The 17044-nt window shown below is 71.6% G+C and carries 11 protein-coding genes; 3 read left to right on the top strand and 8 right to left on the bottom strand.

From position 1 onward, the window contains the following. The 4 genes from ACIQFX_RS39020 to ACIQFX_RS39005 form a co-directional block, all read right to left on the bottom strand. Positions 1-834 (bottom strand): ABC transporter permease (locus ACIQFX_RS39020; RefSeq protein WP_402473342.1); only part of this gene is annotated, 834 nt, incomplete at its 3' end. Beyond that, positions 831-1823, bottom strand: a complete 993-nt coding sequence (locus ACIQFX_RS39015) for an ABC transporter permease (protein WP_402473339.1) — start codon at positions 1821-1823, stop codon at positions 831-833. The genes ACIQFX_RS39020 and ACIQFX_RS39015, both read right to left, overlap by 4 nt. Next, the gene (locus ACIQFX_RS39010) at positions 1820-3256 is read right to left on the bottom strand and encodes a sugar ABC transporter ATP-binding protein (protein ID WP_402473337.1); all 1437 of its coding nucleotides are present in this window, start codon (positions 3254-3256) and stop codon (positions 1820-1822) included. Before ACIQFX_RS39010 ends, ACIQFX_RS39015 begins: the two co-directional genes overlap by 4 nt. Continuing rightward, entirely contained in the window at positions 3250-4305 is a 1056-nt protein-coding gene (locus ACIQFX_RS39005; RefSeq protein WP_402473335.1) for a Gfo/Idh/MocA family protein, read from the bottom strand. Before ACIQFX_RS39005 ends, ACIQFX_RS39010 begins: the two co-directional genes overlap by 7 nt. Before the next feature lie 146 nt (positions 4306-4451). On the opposite strand from ACIQFX_RS39005, the gene ACIQFX_RS39000 reads away from it, so the two are divergent. Then, positions 4452-5630: an ROK family protein gene (locus tag ACIQFX_RS39000; protein WP_402473334.1), complete on the top strand. Its 1179-nt coding sequence runs from the start codon at positions 4452-4454 to the stop codon at positions 5628-5630. Between the two features lie 176 nt (positions 5631-5806). On the opposite strand, the gene ACIQFX_RS38995 is transcribed toward ACIQFX_RS39000, so the two are convergent. After that, positions 5807-8707, bottom strand: a complete 2901-nt coding sequence (locus ACIQFX_RS38995) for a glycosyl hydrolase family 95 catalytic domain-containing protein (protein WP_402473331.1) — start codon at positions 8705-8707, stop codon at positions 5807-5809. Positions 8708-9066: 359 nt separating this feature from the next. Between ACIQFX_RS38995 and ACIQFX_RS38990 the strand changes: the two genes are divergently transcribed. After that, positions 9067-10068, top strand: coding sequence for a LacI family DNA-binding transcriptional regulator (locus ACIQFX_RS38990; protein WP_402473328.1), 1002 nt, complete (start codon positions 9067-9069; stop codon positions 10066-10068). A 274-nt stretch (positions 10069-10342) separates the two neighbouring features. Next, positions 10343-11407 carry a Gfo/Idh/MocA family protein gene (locus ACIQFX_RS38985; protein WP_402473325.1) on the top strand — a complete coding sequence of 355 codons (1065 nt, stop codon included), beginning with the start codon at positions 10343-10345 and terminating at the stop codon, positions 11405-11407. Positions 11408-11519: 112 nt separating this feature from the next. On the opposite strand, the gene ACIQFX_RS38980 is transcribed toward ACIQFX_RS38985, so the two are convergent. The 3 genes from ACIQFX_RS38980 to ACIQFX_RS38970 form a co-directional block, all read right to left on the bottom strand. Next, entirely contained in the window at positions 11520-12668 is a 1149-nt protein-coding gene (locus ACIQFX_RS38980; RefSeq protein WP_402473323.1) for an ABC transporter substrate-binding protein, read from the bottom strand. A gap of 160 nt (positions 12669-12828) precedes the next feature. Then, entirely contained in the window at positions 12829-15597 is a 2769-nt protein-coding gene (locus tag ACIQFX_RS38975; protein WP_402473322.1) for a SpoIIE family protein phosphatase, read from the bottom strand. Between the two features lie 80 nt (positions 15598-15677). Further along, positions 15678-16676 carry a LacI family DNA-binding transcriptional regulator gene (locus ACIQFX_RS38970; protein ID WP_402473319.1) on the bottom strand — a complete coding sequence of 333 codons (999 nt, stop codon included), beginning with the start codon at positions 16674-16676 and terminating at the stop codon, positions 15678-15680. Positions 16677-17044: the final 368 nt, after the last annotated feature.

Raw genomic sequence — 17044 nt, 5'->3', positions numbered from 1 at the left:
CGAGATCCCGTACAGGTTGAGCAGGGTGAAGAGGGCCTGCAGGGTGAAGGCGCCGGCGATGGCCGCCACGGCCGATCCGCGGCCGCCGCCGAGGGCGACACCGCCGAGGACGACCGCGGTGATCGCCTGGAACTCCAGGCCTTCGCCGACCTTGGCGGACACGCCGGCGAATCCGCCGAGCAGGACGGCGCAGACCGCGGCCGACAGGCCCGACAGGACGAAGGCCGTCGTCTTGACGCGCAGGACGCGCACGCCGGACAGGCGGGCGGCGACCGGGTTGTCACCCGCGGCCATCAGGGTGCGTCCGAAGTCGGATCGCATGAGGGCGATGACCCCGCCGACGGCGGCGACGAGGACGAGCACCGACCACGGCACCGGGCCCAGGCTGCCGCGGCCGAACTGCCGGAACTCCTCGGACAGCGCGCCGCGCGGGGAGCCGCCGGTCCACAGGAAGACGGCTCCGGACAGGATGAGGAGCATGCCCAGGGTCACGATGAAGGACGGCACCCTCAGGAGGGTGGTCACCAGCCCGTTGACGAGGCCGATGAGGGCTCCGAAGGCGAGCAGGAGCAGGACGACCGGCCAGGTGGCGCCGGGGTCTCCGTCGATGAGCCGGGCGGCGATGACGACTTCGGCGGTGACGAGCGAGCCGACGGAGAGGTCGAATTCGCCGGACACGATGACGAAGTACTGGCCGGCGGCGAGGATGGCCAGCGGGGCGGCCCGCTTGACGAAGGCCAGGAAGCCGTCGGGTTCGAGGAAGAAGGGGTTGGCGATCGCGATCGCCACGAGCAGGACGGCCAGGACGCCGAGGATGGGCAGGTTGCGTCTCATCGCGCGAGCCTCCGGCGGGCGTAGATCGCCAGGGCGGCGACGAGGACGACGCCGCGCACCACGTCCTTGGCGAAGGAGTCGATCTCCAGTTGGTTGAAGACGCTGTCCAGGACGGCGAGGAGGAGGACGCCGCCGACGGTTCCCGCGACGCCGCCCTTGCCGCCCGCGAGGGCGGTGCCGCCGAGGACGACGGCGGCGATGGACTCCAGGTCGTAGCCTCCGTCGGTGCCGACGGTGGGTGCGCCGGCGCCGAGCCGGGCGGCGAGCAGCAGTCCGGCGGCGCCCGCGGTCAGGGAGCACAGGACGTGGGTGGCGACGAGGACGCGGTCGGTCCGCACGCCGGAGAGGCGGGCCACCTCGGGGCCTCCGCCGACGGCGTAGATGCGGTAGCCGAGCGGGGTGCGCCGCAGCAGGAACCAGGCCGCCGCCGCGATCGCCAGCCAGAGCAGCGCGGAGACGGGCACGGGTCCGATGCGGTCGTAGCCGAGGTGCTGGAAGGACGGGGGCACCTTGCCGGCGGGGCCGTCGTAGCGGTATTCGAGGATGCCCTTGATGATGAGCGAGACGCCGAGCGTGGCGATGAAGGCGTGCACCTTCAGCACGGTGATGGCCACCCCGTTGACGAGCCCGGTCAGTGCGCTGACGACGAGGACGGCGCCGATCGCGGGCAGTACGCCGTACTGGGCCATGGTCTCGGCGGCGACGAGGGAGCTCAGGCTCATCAGGAAGGCGACGGACAGGTCCAGCGAGCCGGCGAGGATCGCGAGGGTCTGGCCGACGGCGACGATGCCGAGGGCGGCGGAACGCTGCTGGATCCCGACGATGTTGCTCTCGTCGAAGAACTGGCCTCCGTCGAAGGCGAACAGGGCCCATCCGAGGATGAGCATGACTCCCAGGGCCATGAAGACGGGTCTGGCGGGGCTGTCCGCGGCGAAGCTGCGGAGGGCGGGTCCCCTCGCGGGGAGGGCGGTTCCGAGCTGCTGGGTCATGATCCGGCCGCCAGGTGCATCACGGCTTCCTCCGAGGGGTCTGCGGGCAGGTGGCCGGCGATGCGCCCGTCCCTCAGGACGACGACACGGTCGCTCATGCCGATGAGTTCGGGGAGCTCGGAGGAGATCATCAGGACGGCCATGCCGTCCTCGGCGAGTTCCCGTACGAGTTCGTGGATGGCGGCCTTCGCGCCGACGTCGACGCCGCGGGTGGGCTCGTCGAACAGGAGGACGTTCGGAGCCACCGTCAGCCACTTGGCGAGGACGACCTTCTGCTGGTTGCCGCCGGAGAGGTACCTGACCTCCTTCTCGGGGCTCGGCGGGGCGAGGCGTACCCGCTTCAGGAGGTCGAGGACGCTCGTGCCGACGCGTCCGCCGCGGGCGCGGGCCACGAGAAGGGCGTTGTCGCGCACCGACTGGTGCAGGGCGAGGCCTTCGGACTTGCGGTCCTCGGTGACGAGCCCGATGCCCGCGGCGATGCCGTCCCGGACCGAGCCGGGGCGCTTCGGCGTCATCTCGCCGCGGGTGAAGGGCTCGGCGCCGAAGAGGGCCTTGGCGAGTTCGGTGCGGCCGGCGCCCTGCAGTCCGGCCAGGCCGACGATCTCGCCCGCCCGCAGTTCCAGGTCGATCCCGTCGAGGACGGCGTTGCCGCCGCCGCGTACCGAGAGCAGTACGTCCCCCGGGGGGCGCGTGGCGCGGGCCGGGTAGTACTCGGTGAGTTCGCGGCCGACCATCAGCCGGACGAGTCCGGCGGTGGTGAGCTCCTCGATCGGGAGGGTGGTGACCTTGGCGCCGTCCTTGAGGACGGTGACGCGGTCGGCGAGCTCGAAGATCTCCCGCAGCCGGTGCGAGATGTAGAGGACGGCGACGCCGCGCTCGCTCAGTCGGCGGACCAGCCGGTACAGCAGCTCGACCTCGCTCTCGGCCAGGGCGGCCGTCGGCTCGTCCATGACGACGATGCGGGCGTCCACCGAGAGCGCCTTGACGATCTCGACGACCTGCTGCTGGGCCACGGACAGGCGGCGCACCAGGTCGCGCGGGCCGAAGGAGGCCTCACCGAGCTCGTCGAGGAGCGCGGCGGTGGCCGTCTCCATGGCGGCCCTGTCGACGAGTCCGAGCTTCTTCGGCTCGCGGCCGAGGAAGACGTTCTCGGCGACGGTCCGCTCGGGGAGGAGGGTGAGTTCCTGGTAGATGATCGCGACGCCGGCGCGCTGGGCGTCGGTGGGGTGCTTGAAGGAGACGGTGCGGCCGTCGAGGGCGATCGTCCCCTCGTCGGGCGTGTGGACGCCGGCGAGGATCTTCATCAGCGTGGACTTCCCGGCGCCGTTCTCGCCGATGAGCGCGTGCACCTCGCCGCGCTCCACGTCGAGGTCGACGTCCGTCAGGACCCGGGCGCCGGGGAAGCTCTTGCCGATGCCCGTCATGGTCAGCACGTGACCCACCCCCCGTCGCGCGCGGACCGGAGGGCGGCGTCCGTGAGCAGGGCGGCGCGGGCGCCGTCCTCGAAGGTGGGGAGTCCCTCGCGGCCGTCCCCTTCGAGTGCGGCGTAGGCGTCCGCGACGAAGGCGTCGAAGCAGTCGTGGAAGCCCTGCGGATGCCCGGCCGGCAGCGGTGAGTAGCGTCGGGCGGCCTCCGACAGGCTCAGCGGGTCGCGTACGAGGGCCTCGGAGCCGCTCCGGCCGCCGAGCCACAGCCGCTCGGGGTCCTCCTGGTCGAAGGCGAGGCTTCCGGAGGCGGCGGAGATCTCCAGGAAGAGGCGGTTCTTGCGACCGGCGGCGACCTGGCTGACGGCCACCGAGCCGAGGGCTCCGGAGGCGGTGGCGAACTGCACGGTGGCGAGGTCCTCGGTGAGGACCGGTCCGCCGCCCCCGCGCTGCGGCACGACCACGGAGGTCTGCGCGCAGAGCTTGGCGATCGGGTCCCCCGTCACGAACTCGACGAGGTCGAACCAGTGGGAGCCGATGTCGCCGATGGTGCGTCCGGGGCCGCCCTGCTTGGGGTCCACCCGCCAGTTGTCGTCGGTGGATTCCAGCAGCCAGTCCTGGAGGTAGCTGCCCTGGATGAGGCTGACGCGCCCCAGTGCGGTGAGGCGTTCCCTGGCCTCCCTGACCATCGGGTGGAAGCGGTAGACGAAGGGGACGGCGGCCAACGCCTCGGTCTCCTTGGCCCGTTCGGCCATCAGCCGTGCCGTGTCTGCGTCGGTGGCCAGTGGCTTCTCGCAGATCACGGCCAGGCCCGCGTCCATGGCCTCCATCGCTATGGGGGCGTGCAGGTGGTTGGGGGTGCAGACGTGCAGGACGTCGATCAGACCTGACGTGATCAGTTCCGTGACCGACTCGAAGGCCTTTTCGGCGCCGAGCGCCTGGGCGCCCTCCGTGGCGTTCGCCAGGTCCGCTCCCGCGACGCCCACCAGGCGGGCCCCGGCCTGTCGTGCGGCTCGGGCGTGGATCCGGCCGATGAAGCCAGTTCCGACGATACCCACCCTGACTTCTGCCGATTGTCGTCGTATATCGAGCATGTTTCGGATCCTAGAGATGACTTATTACGGACGTCAACCATAAGTACGCCGAGAGTTATGATTAGTGGCGTTGGAACAGCCGCAGCACCGACATGGATGGAGACGGGGAGTTGACCACCGAACCGGCAGGCGCCGGCGCCCTACTGGCGATCCTGCGCGACGGCCGCGCCCGCACCCGCACCGAACTGGTGCAGCTCACCGGCCTCGCCCGGTCGACCGTGACCCAGCGCCTCGACGCACTGGCGGACCAGCAGTGGATCCGGCCGACGGACGACGCGATCTTCTCCGGCGGCAGGCCCGCCGTGGCCTTCTCCTTCAACTCCGAAGCGCGGACGGTCCTCGCCGCCGACCTCGGGGCCACCCACGCGCGCATCGCCGTCACGGATCTGGCCACCCGCGTCCTCGCCGAGCGCAGCCGCGACATCCGGATCACCGAGGGCCCGGAACACGTCCTGGGCTGGCTCGTCGACGAGTTCGAGGAACTGCTGGCCGAAGCCGGGCGCACCCTCGCCGACGTCTGCGGCGTCGGCATCGGCCTCCCCGGCCCCGTAGAACACACGTCGGGCCGGCCCGTGAACCCCCCGATCATGCCCGGCTGGGACGGCTTCGACGTGCCCGGCTGGCTCGAACCCCGCCTCGGCGCCCCCGTCCTGGTCGACAACGACGTCAACATCATGGCCCTCGGCGAACACTGGGCCGCCAGTCCCGAGGTCGAGCACCTCCTCTTCGTGAAGGTCGGCACCGGCATCGGCTGCGGCATCATCACGGAGCACCGCCTCCACCGCGGCGCCCAGGGCTCCGCCGGCGACATCGGCCACATCCGGGTGGCCCGCGCCGGGGACGAACCCTGCCGCTGCGGGAACACCGGCTGCCTCGAAGCCGTCGCCGGCGGCGGCGCCCTCGCCGCACGCCTCCGGGCCGCCGGAGCGGACGCCACGGACGGCCGGGACGTCGTCGCCCTGGTCCGCGCCGGGAACCCGGCCGCGATCCAGCTGATCCGCCAGGCGGGCCGGGACATCGGGGACGTCCTGGCCGCGCTGGTGAACTTCTTCAACCCTGGCGTGATCATCATCGGCGGCGACATCTCGGATGCCGGGGAGCACCTGCTCGCCGGAGTACGCGAAGTCATCTACAGCCGCTCCCTCCCGCTGGCCACCCAGCACCTGTCCATCCGGGGACGCGAACTCGGCGACCGCGCCGGCGTCATCGGGGCCGCCGTCATGGTCATCGAGCACATCCTCAGTCCGGCGGCCGTCGACCTGGCCATCGCGACCTCGGACGCGGCGTAGCCCACGCCCTCGCAGGAACGCGCCGGGCGGGCGCAGCACAGCGGCGAGCACGGCGCCGGGTCCTCACCACCCCGTGATCGGGACCCGACCGTCGAAGCCCGGCAGCCGGGCCGCGACCGCCGAAGCCCGCCGGCCGGCCGGGCCGCGATCGTCGCGGCCCGGCCGTCTCGCACCGATCAGAGGCCGATGACCTCCCACTCCTGAGTCGCCGACGCGGCGGCGGCCGCCTGGACGATCGCCGCACCGTCGGCGGTGGAGCCGTTCGCGACGTCCAGGCGCAGGCCGCTGGAGACGTTGACCAGGTGGTGGCGCCCGGTCGTCCCCGAAGGAACCAGCTTCCACCACTGGTTGGGGCTGTCCGTGTCCGTCCACTGGTCCAGCGGCTGCCCGGGGGTCGTGGAGGCCGCCGGGTTGTCGAGAACCTTGCCGCTGTGGACGTTGGACAGGCGGAAGGACCCGTCGTAGTCCGGCCACAGGCGCCACTGCTGGTTGGAGCCGCCCGTCCAGGACCACTGGATGATCGGAGCACCGTTGCCGGTCGCTTCGTCCGCCACGTCGAGCACCTTGCCGCTGGCGCGGTTGACCAGTCGGTACGTCCCGGAGAACAGGCCGACCGCGATCTGGATGCGGACCCCGGCAGTGAGCGTGATCTTCCTGGCGTGCCCGCCGAGCGGGGAGGGCGCCACCGGCGCCGTGGTGGCCAGCGAGGTGATGCCGCGCCGGCAGACGAAGTCCAGGGTCTGGGTGACGTCGGACACGACGGTGACGGTGGCCGTGCGGGTCGCGGTGTCCCAGGTGAGGCTCTCGACGAGGACGCGGTTGCGGCCGCGGACGCCGCGGATCGCGCCCCGGGCGAACTGCTCGGGAAGGGCCGGCAGGATCTCCAGGAGTCCGGGCCGGGTGCAGAGGAGCGATTCCGCGACGATCGCCGGCAGCGCGTTGGCCGCGTCGCAGTTGTAGATGTGCAGGTCGGGGTTGTGCGAGGTCACCAGGGAGCGGTGGACCATGTTGCTGCCGAGGACCTTGCGGATGTTTTCGTATACGCCCGGGCCGTCCTTCAGCCGGCTCCACGCGAGCGCCCGGTGCAGGCTGCCGTGGGCCGAGTAGTTCTCGTCGCCGCGCATCCTGAGCGCCTTGCGCGCGGTGAACACCAGGTCCGGCTCCTCCTCCGGATTGATCTCGTGCAGGGGCCAGGCGCCGTAGAGGTGCTGCACGTGCCGGTGGTTGTAGCGGTCGTGCAGGCCGGGCCAGGACCACTCGGCGAGCGCGCCGTCGCCGTTGACCGCGTACGTGGGAAGCCTGCCCAGCAGTGCCGTCCACCGCGCGACGCCCTGGCCGGCGCCCTGCTCCACGTTCAGTTCGTTCGCGGCATCGATGGCGGCCTGGAGGGCGTGGCGGCCCGCCATGATGTCGCCGGTGGCGTTGACGGAGAGCATCTGGCCGGTGTTGGAAGGGGAGTTCTCCATCGAGAACGACGGGACGAAGACGACCTTCCCGTCGGCGTCGGTGCGGGTGAGGAAGTCCTCGTAGAACAGGGCGAGTTCCATGAGGGCCGGTCCGAGCCGGTCCCGGAGGAACGCCGTGTCGCCGGTGACCTGGTAGTACTCCAGGAGCGGGTACAGCATCCAGTCGGCGCCCCCGGTCCAGCACTGGCCGGGGAAGTCGCCGCCGTTGAAGTGGAGCATGTGGCCGTGCTCGCCGTCGGTGCGGGACGGCGCCAGGAAGCCTCGTGCCCCGTACAGGTTCGCGGCGTTGGTGCGCCAGTCGTCGAGCTGCCCGAGGACCAGGTCGAAGAAGCCTCGCATGGCGTCACCGTGGCTGAGGATGTTGCCGCCGGCGACCTGCAGGTTCACGTTGGCGTCGGTGGTGTAGTCGTCGGCCCAGGCACCGTTCCAGCTGCCCGCCCAGAGTCCCGTGAGCCGGGGCGGGAGGACGCCGCTGGAGCTGACGAAGAGGTACCGGCCGGAGTCGTACATCTTCTCCAGCAGTGCCAGGTCGACCGTCCACCGGTCGCCGTTCTGCCGCGCGGTCAGCTCCGACGTGGACAGCTTCCGGTCCGCCGCGGACACACCGAGGTCCAGGCCGGACCCGTCGAACATGGCCTGGTGCAGGGGCGCGTGGCGGCCGAGCAGGGTGGCGTAGTCGGTGGGGAGCGAGGCGAGGGCGGCGTGCAGCGGCTTGGCGTTCCACTCCCCCGCGTTCTCGTACCGGCCCAGCTTGGTCAGGAGCAGTACGCGGGAGGCGCGGCTGACGACGAGGGTGTTGCCGCTGACCGACACCGAGGCCTTGCTGCCCGTGACGACGACCCGGGTGACGCCCTCGTACCCGAAGGCCCCCTGTCCGGAGGGGTACGTCCCCCGCAGGTTCAGGTAGCCCTGCCCTCCGGAGACGCCGGCGAGGATCGTGAAGGCCACGTCGCTCGGTACGCCTTCGAGTGCGGTGCTGACCTTGAGCGTCGTGTCGACGGTCCGCCCGGTCGCGGGCAGCAGCTCGTGGACGAGGACCTTGTCCGCCCTGGAGACGAAGGCCCGCCGCCGCCAGACGCCGGCGCTGTCGGACCAGGAGTGCGTGATCTCGCCCGTGCGGAAGTCCGTGACCCGGGCGTAGTTGTTGGCGGTCGTCGCACCGGGCGTGCTCAACTGCAGCTCGTAGCCGGGGTGGAAGGACTGCGTCCAGCGCAGGGACCAGTCCTCCGCGAACTCCCCGGCGGCCCCCCAGTAGTCACCGGCGAGGGCCCTGTTCCGCACCGTGTCCAAGCGGTCCGCGACCACCGGCGGCAGCACGTCGCGCGTCCCGTTGGGCAGCACGAAGCGGTGGTGGTTGAGGACGATCTTCTCCAGCTGCGGCGCGCCGTGGAACACCGCGCCGTACTCGCCGTTGCCGGTGACGAAGCCGTCCGTCCAGGACCCCGCGGCCACGGTGTCGTACATGCCCCGCTCCGGCAGGGTGACCTGGGGCGGCACGGCCGCCGCCGCGATCGACGACAGGACGCCGCCGGGGACCACGACCGCACCCGCGGTCAGTGCGGCCGCCGATATGAAACCTCTGCGGCCGAGAGGCGCGCCAAGGGAAGACATGGCAGCTCCTTCAATGAAAGAAGGGAAGGGAGGTGGGGGCGCGACAGAAGGAGCGGTGGGTGCGACAGGTCCGAGCGGCGTCCCGTCCACATCGGCGCACACTGTCATGGGAACGTAAACATGCGTTTCGTGATACACCACTACTGCTGGCGTGCCGGGCCAGTGGAGCACGCGCCGTCGTCACGCGTCAATATCCGTGCAGACCCCCATAAGACGGGCACCAGGGGTCCACTTGGCGCTGCCCGCCTCCACGACGTGCGCGAGCCGCGCCGTAACCTGGAGCACCCGGCGCCACCTCCGGCACGGCGGTCGCGACCGGGAGCGAAAGGTCGCGACCGGGAGCGAAAGGGAGACGCGCGATGGAACAGCAGCCGGTGACGATGAGCGAGGTGGCTCGCGTCGCCGGAGTGTCGGTGACCACGGTCTCCTACGTCCTCAGCGGCAAGCGGCCCGTCGCGCCCGCCACGAGGGAGGCGGTCGAGGCGGCCGTCGCGCAGCTCGGCTTCCGTCTGAACACGGTGGCCCAGAGCCTGCGCACCGGCCGCTCCAGCACGGCCGCACTGATCATCCCCGACATCGCCAACCCCTTCTACGCCGAGCTGGCCCGGGGACTGCAGGACACGTTGCGGCAGGAGCGGCTCCACGTCGTCATCTGCAACACCAACGCGGATCGCGCCGAGGAGTTGTCGTACCTCGACGAGGTGGTCAACCGCCGTTTCGACGGGGTCGTCATCACTCCCCAATGGCTGGTGCCGGACGACCTGGCCCCGCTCCGGGCCGCCGGGATCCCGGTCGTGGTCAGCGCCGACGGCGAATCGGGCGACCTCGACCTCGATCTCGTACGCGCCGATTCCCGCGAGGCGATCGACCGGGCGGTCGGGCATCTCGCGCAGCGGGGACACCGGCGCCTGGGCATGGTCGCCGGGCCGTCGGGCACCCCCAACGGCGACCCCCGCCTCGACCTCTTCCGCACCGCCGCCCGCCGGCACGGCCTGGAGCTCCCGGACGACATGGTCGTCCGGGGGAAGCACACCCGCGGAACCGGTGCCGCCGGCCTTCGCCGACTGATGGCCCTCCCGCACCCCCCGACCGCCGTCGCCTGCGTCAACGACCGCTCCGCCATCGGCGTACTGGAAGCGGCCGAGGAGATGGGCCTGAAGGTCCCGTCCGACCTGGCGGTGATCGGCCACGACGACATCGAGGTCGCCTCTCTCGTACGCCCCCGGCTCTCGACGATCCGCCATCCCGCCTACGAGGTGGGGGGCACCTGCGGACGTCTGCTCCTGGAGCGCCTGGACGGTCGCGTCAGCCCCGTCCAGGTCGCCCTGCGCACCGAGTTCGTCCTGCGCGAATCCGCCTGACCGCCGCCCGGACGACACTCTCCGCCCGCGAAGCGCCGGGCCACGCCGCCGGCCCCCTCGGCGCGGGCAGCCGCCGCCGGTCACCTCCGAGGCGCGGATCCACGATGCGAGACATCGGGCTTGACAGCCCCCGGCGCCCTCGAACTACGGTTGCGCAATCGATTGCGCACCCCTGTCGGGCCGGTCGGCCGACCATCGCCGACCCCCGTCCACCGCGATCGAGACCACCTTCCCCACGCCCCGACGCCGGGCTTCCTCAACCGATGGGAACCTCATGCTCAACGACCGGACCGCCCACGTCCACGACGCGGCCCCCCTGGTGCTGCCCGCTCCCCGGACGCCCTCACCCCGCGACGCACCCGTCCTCAAGTGGGGCGTGGTCGCGCCGGGTTGGGTCGCCACCCGCTTCGTGGAGGCGCTGCGGACGTACACCGACCAGAAGGTGGTGGCCGTCGGCTCGCGGGACGCCGAGCGCGCCCGCGCGTTCGCCGACCGCTTCGGGATCCCGACGGCGTACGGCAGTTACGCCGAGTTGGTCGAGGACCGCGACGTCGACATCGTCTACATAGCCTCCCCGCACTCGGGCCACTTCGAGCAGGCGATGCAGGCGATCGACGCGGGTCGGCACGTCCTCGTGGAGAAGGCGTTCACCCGCAACGCCCGCGAGGCCGAGCAGTTGATCGAGGCGGCCCGCGAGCGGGGGGTCTTCCTCATGGAGGCCATGTGGATGCGGTTCCTGCCGCACATCGACGTGATCCGGCAGGTGGTCGCGTCGGGGCTGCTCGGCGAGGTGCGGACCGTCATCGCCGACCACGGCCTCCCGGTCGAGCCGGACGCCGCACACCGCCACTACGCCCCCGAACTGGCCGGCGGGGCGCTCCTGGACCTCGGCATCTACCCGGTCTCCTTCGCGTCGATGGTCCTCGGGCCGTTCGCCTCGGTCACCGCGGTGGGCACGAAGGCGTTCACCGGCGTGGACGGCCAGGCGTCGATCGTGGTCACCAGCCCCTCCGGGGCGCACGGCGTCCTGAACACGACGATCTTCGCCCGTACGCCGACCACGGCGTCGGTCTGCGGAACCCGCGCACGCCTGGAGATCGACGGCCACTTCTACGGCCCCGCCGAGGTGCGCCTGATCGGCCGCGACCACGAGCTCCTCGACACCTTCGTCCCCGACCCCCTCGACGGCGGCCTGTGCTACCAGGCCGCCGAAGCCGCCCGCTGCATCGGCGCCGGGCTGCTGGAGTCCCCGCTGATGCCGCACTCCGAAACGCTGGGCATGATGCACATCCTGGACGGCATCCGCCGCGACCTGGGCGTGTCGTTCCCCGGCGAGTGAGACACCTGCGGGGCGTGCGGCCCGGCAGGCCGCACGCCCCGCCGAGGCGGGCGGCTCCTCCGCCGTCCAGTCGTCGAAGGCTTCGCCGTTCGCCCGTCGAGGCCTTCGTCGCTCACCCGTTGATGGCCTTCTCCCAGTTCTCCCTCACCACCTGCAGCGCCTTGTTCAGCTGCGGGTCGGTGGGGAAGGTCGGCGCGTTGCCCTCGATCGTCGGCAGCCTCGACGCCTTCTCCTTGTTGAGGGTGCCGTCCTTCGCCATGACGTCCATGAGTACGGGGCGGGCGTCACCCGACAGCCGCAGGTTCTGCCCCTCCGTACTGGCGAGGTACTCCTGCCACAGGCGTGCCGCGGCCGGGTGCGGGGCGTACTTGTTGATCGCCTGGGCGTAGTACTGCGAGAAGCTTCCGTCGAAGGGGATGGACACCTTCCAGTTCACGTCGGTGCCCCGCAGCTCGTCGATGTGGCGGAGGTTGAGGAAGTCCCACTCGATGCTGATCGGGGTCTCGCCCCGGGCGATGGCCTCCGGGTTGGGGTTGCCGCGGTTGTAGTTGCCGACGTCGTCGAGCTTCGCGAAGAAGTCGATGCCCGGCTGGATGTCGTCGAACGAGCCGCCGTTGGCCAGGGCCGCCGCGTACACGCCGGCGAAGGCGGACCCGGCCGTCGTGGGGTTGCCGTTGAGCGCGACCTTGCCGCGGTACTCGGGCTTGAGCAGGTCGGCGAAGGAGGCGGGGCAGACCGGGACCCTGCTCTTGTCGCAGCCGATGGACACGTAGCCGCCGTAGCTGTTGAACCAAGCGCCGCCGGGGTCCTTCTGGTTCGCCGGGATCTTGTCCCAGTTCTCGACCCGGTACGGGGCCAGCAGGCCCTCGCGCGCGGCCGACTGGGCGAAGGCGTCACCGAGGTCGAGCACGTCGGGGGCGCTCGCCTTGCCGCGGCTCTTCTTGATGTCGTCGATCTCCTGCTGGCTCGACCCGAACGGGTTGCTGTTGACGATCTTGATGCCGTACTTCTTCTCGAAGCCGTCCATCAGGCCGCCGTAGTTCGCCCAGTGGCGCAACAGGGTCGTCGTGTGGAGCGTGCCCTCCTTCTTCGCCTCCTTGATCAAGGCGTCCATGCCGCCGGCTTCCTCGGCCGAGCTCGCCACGTCGACCGGCACCACCTCGACCGGCTCCTTCTCCTCGCCGCAGGCACCGAGGCCGAGCGCCACGGCGCAGAGAAGGGCGGTGAGGGCTACGGCTCGTATCCGGGGAGGTTCGACCACGGCGTCTCCGCAAGGACAAAAAGCACGACAAAGAGGTTTTCCAGCCTACTCGGGCCGCTCCGTGGCGTCCGCACGGAACGGGCCCGGGCCCGGACGGACGGCCGCCCTGAGGCGGCGACGGTCGGTGTGCGCAGGACCTGCGCGCCGTCGGCCCCCGCGTTCACAGCTCCACGTCCTCCCACTGGCTGAGGATGTCGTCCTCCCCCAGTGCGTCCGGATCGGGCCCCGCGTCGACGCCGATCGCCTGGGAGGCCCAGATGGTCTTGCCCCGGGGGGAATAGCGGGTGCCCCACTTCTCGGCGTACTGCGCGACGAGGAACAGGCCTCGACCTCCCTCGTCGGTGTCGGCGGCCCGCCGGATGTACGGGGCGGTGCTGCTTCCGTCGGACACCTCGCAGACCAGCGAGCTGCCGTGCAGGAGGCGCACCTTGACGGGTTCGAGGCCGTAGCGGACGGCGTTGGTGATCAGTTCGCTGAGGATGAGCTCGCTGCCGAAGGAGATGTCCTCCAGGCCCCACTCGGCCAGCTTGCGGGCGCAGGCGTTGCGGACCGGGCCCACGGACGCCGGGTCGCGCGGCACGTCCCATTCGGCGACCCGGTCGGGAGCCATCCGGCTCACGCGGGCCACGAGGAGGGCGACGTCGTCGCCCGACCCCGTGGGCAGCATCGTGTCGATGACATCGGCGCACGTCTCCTCCGGCGTGCGGTCGGGCCCGGCGAGGGCCTCGCGGAGGGCTTCCAGGCTCTCGTCGGGGTCCCTGCTGCGGTCCTCCAGGAGGCCGTCGGTGTAGAGCACGAGCCGTGAGCCCTCCGGCAGGGTCGTCCTGGTCGTCTCGACGGGCATGCCCGCGCCGAGTCCGAGCGGCGGGGAGACCGGGGACTCCAGGAACTCCACGCTGCCGTCGGGTCGGACGACCGCGGGCGGCAGGTGTCCCGCCGTGGCCACGGCGACCTCTCCGGAGACGGAGTCGTAGACGACGCACAGGCAGGTGGCTCCGGTGATCGTCTCCTCCCAGCCCTCGGAGGACTCGTCCTGGACGTCGATGAGGGCCACGAGTTCGTCCAGGCGCCAGATCAGTTCGTCCGGGGAGAGGTCGAGGGCCGAGAAGTTGTGCACGGCGATCCGCAGCCGGCCCATGGTGGCCGCGGCGTGCAGGCCGTGCCCGACGACGTCGCCCACGACCAGCGCCACCCGGGCGCCGGGCAGCGGGATCACGTCGAACCAGTCGCCGCCCACGCCGGACTCCGCGGGCAGGTAGCGGGAGGCCACGTCGAGCGCCTGGTCGTCGGGGAGGCTGCGCGGCATCAGGCTGCGCTGCAGGGTGACCGCCATCGAGTGCTCACGGGTGTAGCGGCGGGCGTTGTCGATGGAGACCGCGGCCCGGTTCGTCAGCTCCTCGGCGAAGGACAGGTCCTCGTCGGAGAACGGCGTGGACTTCCCCGACCGCCAGAAGTTCGCCACTCCCAGGACCACGCCCCGCGCCCGCAGCGGTACGACCGCCAGCGAGTGGATGCCGTAGCGGAGGATGCGCTGGGCCCGCTCCTCGTCCTGGGCGCGCCATCCGGTCGACGCGGCGAGGTCGGCCACCACCACGGAGCGGCCCTCGGCGACGCTGGTGTCCACCGGCGTTCCGGGAACGAAGCGGATCAGCTCCCCGGAGGGGTAGAGGGGGTGGTCCTCGGTGAGGCCGGCGGTGGCCGTCCGGCGCAGTTCGGTGCTGGCCCCGGCCGGCTCCTCGCCGCTCAGGACGGGGTCGAGGAGTTCGACGGTGACGACGTCCGCGAACCCGGCGATCGCCACCTCCGCCAGTTCCTCGGCGGTCCGCACCACGTCCAGCGTGGTTCCGATGCGCACTCCGGCGTCGTAGAGCAGCGTCAGCCGCTCCCTCGCCACCTCGGCCCGGCCGGAGAGGGAGCGGAGCTCGGTGGTGTCCCGAAGGGTCACCACGCTGCCGTGCTGGTCGCCGGTCGGCAGCGTCACCCGCTTGTTGAGGGCGAGGAGGCGGTCCGCGGCCAGGTGCACCTCGTCGGTCGCGATCCGGTCCGACGCCAGGAGGGCCGTGAGGGAGGAGTCGAGACCCAGGTCGGCGACACGGCGGCCCTCCGCGTCCGGCGGCAGGTCCAGGAGCCGGCGGGCCTCGTCGTTGGCGAGCAGCAGCCGGTGGTCACGCCCGGTGATGAGCACGCCCTCGCGGACGGCGTGCAGGACGGCGTCGTGGTGGTCGTACATCCGCGTCATCTCCGCCGGGCCCAGGCCATGGGTCTGACGGCGCAGCCGTCGGCTCACCAGGCCCGTGCCGAGGGCGACGAGAGCGAGGGCACCGGCCGCGCTGGCCAGGAAGACGGGCAGCTGCTGGTCCACCGAGTCCTGGACCTTCTCGACGGTCACCGCCGCGGACACGATGCCGACCACGTGCCCCTGCGCGTCCCGGACGGGGGCCGCCGACACCACGGAGAGGCCGAGGGCGCCCTGGAAGGTACGGGTGAAGGGCCGGCCGGCCGCCGCTTCGGCGTACGGACCGATGACGTGCTTGCCGAGCTGGGTGGGGTCACTGTGCGTGAGGGTGATGCCGTCGAGTTCGTACACGATCAGGGCGTCGATGCCGGCGGCCTTGCGCGCGCCCTCGGCGAGGGGCTGGAGCTCGACCGTCGGGAAGTCGCTCTCCAGCGCCCGCGCGAGGCCGGGGGCGTGGGCGAAGGACTGGGCGGCGGCGATGGTCCGGTGCCGGGCGTCGGTCATGGTGTCGCGCCGGGCCTGTACGACGATCGCCACGACCGCGGCGGCGACGAGGAGGACCACGAGGATCAGCTGGAGGAGGAAGACCTGACGGGCGACGCTCCGTGTGGTCAGCCACGATCGGATGCGTCGCGGGCCCTTGCCGGGGCCTTCCAGAGGGTCACGTGCCTTATGACCCGTTTCTCCGCTCATAGTCCCCATTTAGCCCTGCCCGATTCACGCCTGGCAAGCATGGGCCCGCGATACGGAACGACGGGGACGCCCCCGGGGCGTCACTCCCGGCGACGGTGCGCGCCGGGAGGCGCCGTGCTGTCCCGCTCCACCAGGGCGGTCGCCACGAGCCGCACCCCCGTCACCGTCTCGCCTTCGAGCTCCCGCAGGACGGCGTCCACGCACAGCGCTCCGACCTGGGCGAAGTCCTGGTGGACGGTGGTCAGGGGCGGGATGAAGGAGGCCGCCTCGGGGATGTCGTCGAAGCCGACGACGCTGACGTCCTCGGGGACGCGCACCCCGCGCTCGTGGAAGGCCCGCAGCACGCCGAGGGCCATCTGGTCGTTGGCCACGAACACGGCCGTGCACGACGCCTCACCGGCGAGCCTCAGCCCCGCCTCGTAACCCGATTCGGGGGTCCAGTCCCCGCGCAGCACGGGAGGCACCGGGCACCCTTCCTCCCGCAGAGCCGCCTCCCACGCCTCGGCACGGCGGCCCGCGGCGAAGGACTCCTCGGGCCCTGCGACGTGCCACACCGTGTCGTGGCCGAGTCCGAGCAGGTACCGCACCGCGGAGCGGGCGCCCTGGCGCTGATCGGTGTCCACCACCGGGAAGCGCCCGGTGGCGTCCGAGTCCACCACGACCACCTTGACGTGCGGCGGCAGGGTGAGGGCGACGGCGTCGAGCAGGTGCACCTCCATGATCAGCACGACGGCGTCGACCGCCAGCTCGTCGAGCCGCGTGAAAGCCCCCTTGACGTTGTCCTGGGTGGGCGCGTCGAGCGGGATGAGGGTGACCGCGTAGCCGGCGCGGGAGGCCGAGCCGGTGACGGCGTCCAGGGTCCGGACGTTGCCCGTGCTGGTGAGCCCGCCGATGATCACACCTATGGCTCGAAAGTCACCTCGCTTGAGGGCGCGAGCCGCACTGTTCGGGCGGTATCCCAGCTCCTTCATCGCGTCGAGGACCTTCCTCCGGGTCGTCTCCACGACGGCCGCGTCGCCGTTGGAGACGCGGGACACCGTCTGGGACGAGACCCCCGCCCGCTGGGCGACGTCCGCCATGGACACCCGGCGTGGCCTCGCACGTACCCCCCGTCGACCGTCGCTCACGCCCGTCGACCGACCGGTCGCGTTCTGTTCGGACACCCCACGCACCCCTCTCATTCGCTACCTGTTCGTGCTTGACGCCCCCCAGCGGGAATGCCACCATCACACTACTGATGGTTGCGTAAACATCATCCATCAACCAGCCCTTACGCAGGGGCGATTACCGGCCACAGGCCGCACCGCTTCGCTCCCCGTCCGGACCTCTCGGTCACCGACGCTAGGACCCAGCCATGACGCTCCTGTCGACGTCAGCTCAGGCGGCTTCGCCGCCTCGCCGGCGAGCCCGTTTCCGTCTCCGGAAGGAGGCCTGGGTGGGCTGGGGG

Source organism: Streptomyces sp. NPDC093089, from assembly GCF_044754405.1.
Taxonomy (GTDB): domain Bacteria; phylum Actinomycetota; class Actinomycetes; order Streptomycetales; family Streptomycetaceae; genus Streptomyces.
This window is presented reverse-complemented; position numbering and strand designations above follow the sequence as displayed.

Coding starts and splice junctions, on each gene's coding strand:
- ACIQFX_RS38975 (WP_402473322.1), bottom strand. CDS start 15,597: ATGAGCGGAGAAACGGGTCATAAGGCACGTGACCCTCTGGAAGGCCCC.
- ACIQFX_RS38990 (WP_402473328.1), top strand. CDS start 9,067: ATGGAACAGCAGCCGGTGACGATGAGCGAGGTGGCTCGCGTCGCCGGA.
- ACIQFX_RS39015 (WP_402473339.1), bottom strand. CDS start 1,823: ATGACCCAGCAGCTCGGAACCGCCCTCCCCGCGAGGGGACCCGCCCTC.
- ACIQFX_RS38970 (WP_402473319.1), bottom strand. CDS start 16,676: ATGGCGGACGTCGCCCAGCGGGCGGGGGTCTCGTCCCAGACGGTGTCC.
- ACIQFX_RS38995 (WP_402473331.1), bottom strand. CDS start 8,707: ATGTCTTCCCTTGGCGCGCCTCTCGGCCGCAGAGGTTTCATATCGGCG.
- ACIQFX_RS38985 (WP_402473325.1), top strand. CDS start 10,343: ATGCTCAACGACCGGACCGCCCACGTCCACGACGCGGCCCCCCTGGTG.